This window comes from Stenotrophomonas sp. P5_A8 (assembly GCF_056400545.1).
Map to the genome: position 1 here is coordinate 1 of NZ_JBFULB010000191.1, position 7,422 is coordinate 7,422.

Sequence of the window (7,422 nt, forward strand, 5' to 3'; positions counted from 1 at the left end):
CGGCTGGCTGATTGGGGTTACCCTCGCCCCAGCGTAGCTCAGCGATTACTTCAACAATTGGTGCGTTCGTCATCGAAACTATCAGTCCGGATAGTGGGTTGGCGTCTGGTTGGACGTGCCATACGGAAGGACTCCGCCTTGCTCATATCATGCCACACAAAGTTAGTACAGCAAGAAGAGGCATAAGTTCCTTACGGGTATCGGCCCGAAAAAGACCAGCTGAAGACCTACAGGCGGAAGGAGCTACTACCGGCTTATGAGCCTGTTTAGGGGGTTAAGACCCCGTGAAGCCCAGAGCTTCCTGCAGGCCAAGGTCACGAGAATGCCCTCGGCGCATGGCTGCACGCTGGCGATCTGGCGGTTCCCCCACCACAGCCCCCAGTGCTCACCATGCTGCACCCAGCCTCGTGGCCGGGGTGCAATCATGAATTCGGTGTAGTCGCAGGGAGGGAGCATGGCGCGCAGGATACGGGCCGGGATCTCAGATTCCGAGACTGGCCTTAGCCTCCCGCGAAGGTGTCGGCGCGGCGCTGCTCGGGAGCCGACTTGCAGACCCTCCCGGAGCAACCCTGAGGCACCGCTGGGCGTCGTCACGCCCTGGCGTAACGCGTGACGTAACGGTGACGTTACGCGCCTGCTACGACGCGAGAAACGGTTTCAGAACCGTCTGCGAACCGTTCCCTACGTCACCCACATGGCAACAGGGCCTAGATTGAGCGGCGGATTGCGGCCATGTAGCAACCAAGCCGATGGCCGCTGCAGCACGGCTAGGCCGCCAGCCGACCAAGTACCTCAGGAAGTTTGGAGTAGGGCACCACGGGGGCGCCGAACTGAAGCAAATTTAGCTCGTCGGCAGACCAGTCTTCGAGATCATCATAGACGATCCTCTGCTCCACGCCTGGTATACGGGCGCGCTGTATATCCATGTTGGCGACTACTCGTGCATTGATCGCCGAAGAGTCATGGACAACGGGATCCACAATTATCCGCTTACCCGAGGAAACTGAAATGATGCTCTCGAACTTGTGAGGTTTATTGCTACTGCCGATCAACTTTTCCGAATGCACGCTGGCTGGAAACGAGACCTCAAGGAACCTCCTTAGCATGGCCTTGAAATCCCTGTTGCTAGGAACCTTGTAGTGGGCGAACAGCCACTCAGACGACCCCTTGGACGCATTAGCGACGCAGGCAATCGCAAACGGGAGTTCTTCCCTACTCACGCTCCTGCTACGGATCACGCCATTTCGCGATGTGACTCCCAGCTGCTTCAGCGTGCTCTTGATCAGACTGTCAGGAGACTCAATGACTTCGCCGACGAGTTCAATCTCTCGAACGGCCCGACCTTCGTCCGACACGACAAATGATTGACCACTTCCGTAGACGTTGACTCGTACAAACTCGCCGGACGGATAAATACAGTGCGTCGGCACGCAGAGGCTGTCACGTTCCGTGAATGCCTCGAACGCACCTTGGAGAATTGGGTAAATTTCAGATGGTTCGATCACAGAAGTAGCCCCCGCTCCGGGTAAGTGATGCTATGGGCACCTAACACTATGTTCCTAGCATTGCAGTACCACCGCAAGCAGGCATCAAATTCCCGAGCCTGAGTAAAAGCAACCGCGAGCTTCAGCTTCTTGGGCTGAACGCCTAGAGCCTTGAACTCCTGTCGGTTCAGCTCCCACGAATGCCAATGCGGGCCCCGTACAAAGGGCTCCATGGTCGGCGCCCAATCGTTGCTGTGGGTAGCCCTAGGGTCATAGTCGAGTCGGCAAACCACGCGATCCGCAAACTGTATTCCGATGTGGAATCTTCGTGGATCGTGGTTCGGACAAGCGTCGATCACCAGGTGTTGTCCAGACAACTCCCCACCAATTTCAATGGGAAGCTTCAGCCTAACAGCATAGGCATCGCGACTAGGCTGCCAGACTGGCGACTGAATGCCCAGAAGACCCTTTGGGGCGGCCATGAACGCATCGACAGCAACAATGAAGTCAGATCCCTTTGACAAGTTGCCCCCYTTTTAATTGGAAAGGCTCGGTCACGGCGCCTGCGATTTTCACTTCGGACGCCTAGACGTTTTCACTCCGACTAAGCCCTGTCTCGCTAGCTCCATCAGTCACATCAATGTACAGAGTGAATGGCTTGGAGGCTATGGAACACATCCACATAGGCCACCCACCGATCGTTCGTGAAGACGCTCACAAGGCCGCAGGCGCAGGCCTGCCCCTCGACCTTGGGGCAGGCTGGGTCGTGGAGGTCGAAAGCCCGCCAGGGCTCGCCTATGGCCTGCCGTGCCACTTCTAGGCGGCCTTGATAGTCCTCAGGCAGGCACTGCCGCTCGGCGGCGAAGATGACGTAGGTGACCCCGTCCCACCCCTCCATTGAGCTATCCGTATCTACAGTAGAGATTGGCTCTTGGTCGTCAGTCACGGGCTGGCTCCGGTTCGGCATCCGTCGTCATAGCCACCAACTGCACCGTAATTTTCTGGATGGGCACAGAGTCCGCGTCGATTCCGACAGACTGGACCGGCTTGCCGAAGCCGCGATCCAACAGCGCCTCACAGGCCGCCCGGGCCAGGGAGAGGTTCTCCCCCCGCATGATCTCCACTAGGCGCTCAATGGCCTCTCGGCCGTGTTCCCGGGCCAGTTCCCGCACCTCAAAATCTACCTTGGGCCGCCCGCTGGGGTTACCCGATTGCCCTGGAACGAATGGCATAGCTCTCACCTATTGTTTTCATCTGTTACCAATGCGAACCCTTGTTTACGGAATGTCCCGTCAGCAGCATCAAAGCCAACTTCTTGGACGTGTCTTTCGAGGTATCTGCCCGCCATCTCAGTGAGGTCGAGTCCACCGAAGTAGACCCGCCTCCCAGCGTTGGCATGGAGCAGTACCGCTGCAATCCCCTTCACCGCAGCCGGGGACAGCGACTCAGGCTTGTCATGCGACGCCATATCCGACCCCGGTTACCTGTTTGCCCAGCGGCGTTGGAGGTCGATCATCGAGTCGCTAGCCAGTCGGCCACCGACGATGCCCGCCATCCGATTGCCACTCATGGAAGATCCGGAACTGCTGCCGCCGCCACCGCCCGCGAAGCCCTGGACGTTGTTGCCGAACCCGAGGTTCGATCCCTGTGCTGCTGGCTGCTCCGTTAGCTGCTGGCCCCATCTGCTTGAGGGCGACCAATTCGTGTAACTCGGCCGGGTGAACCCCTGACTGCCGAAGTTGTTAACTGACCCCTGACTCTGCAAGTAGCCATTCCAACTGCCACCCGGTGATTGAGCGCCGAGGCCGAGGTTTGAGGTAGTGGCCGGGGCTGCGGTGTACGCGTGCTGCGCCGACTGGGGGGCGCCGTAGACGGGAACCGCCTCGCGCTGAACATCGCCAATTCCGTAATTCGCCCCTCGATCAACCCAAGGAGACAGGATCTTGTCAACGACCACCCCCGCGCCGGGAAAGAACATGTTGGCACCGATCTTTAGCGCGGTAGCAACGCCTGCTCGACCACCGTTATTTAGGTAATTCCCGCGCTCGTCATAGGGACTGCCAGGGGCAACGCGATTGGCCACAGTGGCGCGGAGCCGCCCGAAGAAGTTACGTTCAGCCATAGAAGTACTCCGGGTGCGTCGCACCCATTCAGTGAGTTGAGATTCGGTGGCTGGGGCGAAGTGTATGCTCCGCTGGCCACCCAGTGGATGGACCTCATGGACGCCTGGAAGAAGACCCAGTACCCCCTGCCCCAGTCTTGGGACGAGACAGCCGCATCTGACGACCGCAAAGGCTCCCGCTACGGGTTAGCCTTCGTGTCGCTTGTCGTCGGCGTCCCCGTCCTGGTCATTGCATTGGTAGTGCTTGCCTACTCGGGGTTTGCGGCCGCTTCGTAGCTTCTAGACGGTCCGCGAACTCGGCCACATCGTCGTTGCCTTCCGATTCGGCAATACGGCGTAGCGTCTGTGCCTGAGAAACCAGCTCCCCAACTGGCTTTTCCCCGTTTTGCGCCACCCAACGCACAAAGCCCGGGCTTGTCATCAGTCGGCCTAGGCCATTGAATGCCCCGGCCAAGGACGCAGAGCTGGCGACGATACCCGCCGCCAAGAGCGGATTGCCTGAAACCGCTGCACTCGCCGCGCTGCTCGCCGTGCCCGCCGACTGAGTGATGAGGGATATCAAGCGGCCTGTGCCTGATGGGTTGCGGAATACAGCGCTCCCCTGCCTGATCTTGTCTGTCATGCGCGCGATCTTGTCCATATCCTGGCGGAAGCCCATTCCGTGGCGGTCGAACAACACTCGCTTGGCCTCCGGGCTCATGTTTGCCCAGTTGGTCAAGAACGTTTCCATGCTGAAAACGTCGTTGTCGGCGTTCTGCTGACTACCCGTCGCTCGGCCCATTCGCCGGATAAACGACGCTGACACCTCCCGCTGCGCCTCTTTCGGAATGGACTGCATCACCGCGTGCAGCGTGGTGGCGCCTTCCTTCGTGTTGCCAAATGCTGACTTGTAGACCGCTTCTGGACCGCCGCTCTTGTCCACCACGTGGGCAATGGAGTCGATGCGGTTGCTTCGGGCAGCGTAGTACGCGTTTGCGCGCTTCCAGGCCTGCTGAGCTTCTGGGGTGGTCGCGGCCGCCTCCATATCGCGTGTCAGCGCACCGTAGAGCGCCTTCCACTTGTCCCGAGGCACGTTGTCCGCCAGGGAGTAGTTGTCCAGCTCCTTGCCCACGACCGTCCGCAGCTTGGTCAGCGCTTGATACGGGATCTGGTTATCAGCCATCCCCGCGATTGCAGTCTTAACCTGCTCGTCAATCTGCTGAGGACTTGGGACCGGTAGTGAGGCTCGCATCCCCAGTGTCTGGAGGCGCGTGTTCTCCGCCCTGGCCTGCTGTGCTTGGGCATTCAACTGCTGCCTAAGCGCATCGGCCTGCTGCCGCACGTCCGGCCGCTGCAAAGCCGCCTCTGCACCGCCTATATCTTTTCCGAGCGCCGACTCGATGCCTTGAATCCTGGCGTTCTGGAAGAGCTTTGCAACATTGGGCGCTCCCTCAATGGAGGAATTCAGTTCCGACAACGCCCGCTGGGTGTTCTCGACCGGCACCCGAGCGCCCGGCGCAATTTGCGCAGAAACACGGTCATACAGCTCCTCCGCCTTCTTTGCGGTCCTGGGAACGAACGCCACGGGCGAGGGGCCCTCGACTCCCGCCAAGATGGCCCGCCCCGCTTGCTCGGGGCCCATGGGCCGCCCGCGTGGGGACAACTCCTCAGCGTACCGAGCGACAGACTGCCCAGTCGCGCTAGCCTGCTTTGCGCCCAGCCGCGCAATCGGGCCAGCACCACCGGGCACGTTCCCTAGCATCGTTTCCAACGCCTGGGGGAAGCGTCCACCGGTAGCCTGCCCCACGCTTGGGGTTGTCCCAACGGAGGCGAAGTCCCGCATGGTCTGTTGCATGTCCGAAGAAGTAACCGGGGCGCCCATCCCGTTGTTTCCCCGCAGTGTGCTGCGGGTGGCCTGGGCAGCAGTCGCTGGGACGATGCCCCCACGCATCCCGGGGATTACCCCGGCTACCGTGCCTGGCGCGAAGCCACCGATGAGCCCAGCCGCAACCTGTGCGCCAGTGCCACCACCCGCTTCCCGTACCGACGAGCTGCCTCCGGTACCGGCGATGGTGGATGCGGTCTGGAGCGCGGGGTTGGCCGAGAAGAAGTTACCGGCCGTCTGCATCACGCCCCTACCGCTGTTCATAAGGCCACCTAAGCCGAGGGTAAGAGCGGTGCCCGTGATCCCCTCACCGATGTCCGATACCACTCTTTGCGCCGCATTCTGCGGCCGTTGCATCCCCATTTCATCGGCGATGTTCGCGCCCACCTGCCGATAGGGCGCGGTCGGCACAAAACCATCACGTCCGGCAGCAAGGTCCGCAGCGGATGGCTGGTGAAACTGCTTGCGAATCGGATCAATGACATAGTGGTTGAATGCATCTCCACCCACCGCACCCAAGATGCTGCCAGCCCCCTGGAGGACCTGACGCCCGCCGTACTGCCCCACAAATCGGCCCAGGGCATTTCCCGGAAGTTCTGCAGTAGTGTCCACGGAGGAAGTGACGTCGCCGAAATCCGGACGCTCAGCGAAAACGGGCGCCAGGGTCGGAATTTCCTGCGATGCGTCGAACTGATCAAACGGGTTGGAAGGGGAGCCCTCCTTTGCTCCCGCCGCCACCATCACCCCGAACGAATTCGGCTGCGACGCCGGGACGGCTACCGAGCCTGGTACTTGGTCGAACTGATCGAATGGGTTGGTCGCCATCGCCTTACCTCAGATAGTCGTCGGCGCTGACGCCGTATTTCTGCTCGAACGCCGACCGCATGGCCGGATTCTTCCGCAGGTACTCAACCGCAGCGGGCGGGACCTTTCCTTGCGACTTAGGCCCGCCAGAAGGCTTCGGATGGTTGCCGATGATTCGGCTGGGCGAGTAGTTGTACTCATTCGCCAAGGACGAGTATTGCTCTCGGTAGCTGTCGATCTGCTGCTGTGCCTGATCCTTGATGCCCCTCGCCGAAGCCACAAAGCCCTTCCGCTGCTCAGGGTTGAGACGCTCGCCATTGGCTGCCCGGTTGTAAGCATTCCTAATCTGATCGGGCACGCCAGCCGCGTTCTGGGCCGTAGCGAACTCACCTTCCCGAACGACTGAAGTGGGGTCCAGCATTCGCATGTACGAGAAGATCAACGCCAAATCGTTCTGTGCGGACGGGCTCTGGGCCGCCTGCTCGATCTGCGCGTAGGAGTTAACGACCGTCTGTGGCGTCTTGATCTGAGCGATGTATTCCTTACGCAGTGCTTGCTCCGCCTGAGCCATGTCACCGGGTGCCGGGTTGTTCTTTCGATCAGCAGGACCGCCCGGAATCGGCATGAGGCTCGCCCCATCGGGGGCATACCGATAACCAGAGGGCGCCTGTCGCTCCGCTTGGCCGGGAAACTTTGCGGGACGAAATCCGATCTGGGGCGCTGCAGCCACTTGTCCGCCCGCACGCTGGAGGACCTTGGGAACGTACGCCCGCGTCTCAGCCGGTGCGCTAGCCAGCACTGCATCCACGTTGCCGCCGTGGCCCTCCATAGCGCGATCCACGTTGCCCGGACCCCAGTTGTAGGCGGCCAGTGCAAGGCGGGGATCGCCGTACTGAGTAAGCATCGCCTGCAGGTAGTCCTTCCCAACGCGCTCCATCTCAGCCGGGGAACGGTCACGGGCCGGAGTGACGCCATAGCCTGGATCGGTCAGGGTGCCGGGCATGGTCTGCATGGTGCCCATTGCCCCCTTGGGTGAGACTGCAGCCGGATTGCCACCGGATTCGACCTGCATAACTGACTGTTCCAGACCCGGAAGCACGTCGCCCCCCAGCAACCCGCCCGTGGGTGATGCGGCCCTGCTCGGAGCC

Annotated in this window: 6 protein-coding genes; all 6 read right to left on the reverse strand. The window is 60.9% G+C overall.

All coding sequences use genetic code 11. The features are described 5' to 3' along the window. Positions 1-767 precede the first annotated feature (767 nt). Positions 768-1,505, reverse strand: a complete 738-nt coding sequence (locus AC1DQP_RS13540; RefSeq protein ID WP_478051784.1) for a hypothetical protein — start codon at positions 1,503-1,505, stop codon at positions 768-770. A gap of 616 nt (positions 1,506-2,121) precedes the next feature. Next, the gene (locus AC1DQP_RS13545; protein ID WP_457321799.1) at positions 2,122-2,430 is read right to left on the reverse strand and encodes a hypothetical protein; all 309 of its coding nucleotides are present in this window, start codon (positions 2,428-2,430) and stop codon (positions 2,122-2,124) included. Next, the gene (locus tag AC1DQP_RS13550; RefSeq protein ID WP_457321801.1) at positions 2,423-2,716 is read right to left on the reverse strand and encodes a DUF5681 domain-containing protein; all 294 of its coding nucleotides are present in this window, start codon (positions 2,714-2,716) and stop codon (positions 2,423-2,425) included. Before AC1DQP_RS13550 ends, AC1DQP_RS13545 begins: the two co-directional genes overlap by 8 nt. A gap of 248 nt (positions 2,717-2,964) precedes the next feature. Further along, the gene (locus AC1DQP_RS13555; protein ID WP_478051785.1) at positions 2,965-3,606 is read right to left on the reverse strand and encodes a hypothetical protein; all 642 of its coding nucleotides are present in this window, start codon (positions 3,604-3,606) and stop codon (positions 2,965-2,967) included. A gap of 226 nt (positions 3,607-3,832) precedes the next feature. Next, complete coding sequence (locus AC1DQP_RS13560; protein WP_478051786.1) at positions 3,833-6,295, reverse strand: hypothetical protein; 2,463 nt, start codon at positions 6,293-6,295, stop codon at positions 3,833-3,835. A 4-nt stretch (positions 6,296-6,299) separates the two neighbouring features. Then, positions 6,300-7,422 (reverse strand): lytic transglycosylase domain-containing protein (locus AC1DQP_RS13565; RefSeq protein WP_478051787.1); only part of this gene is annotated, 1,123 nt, incomplete at its 5' end.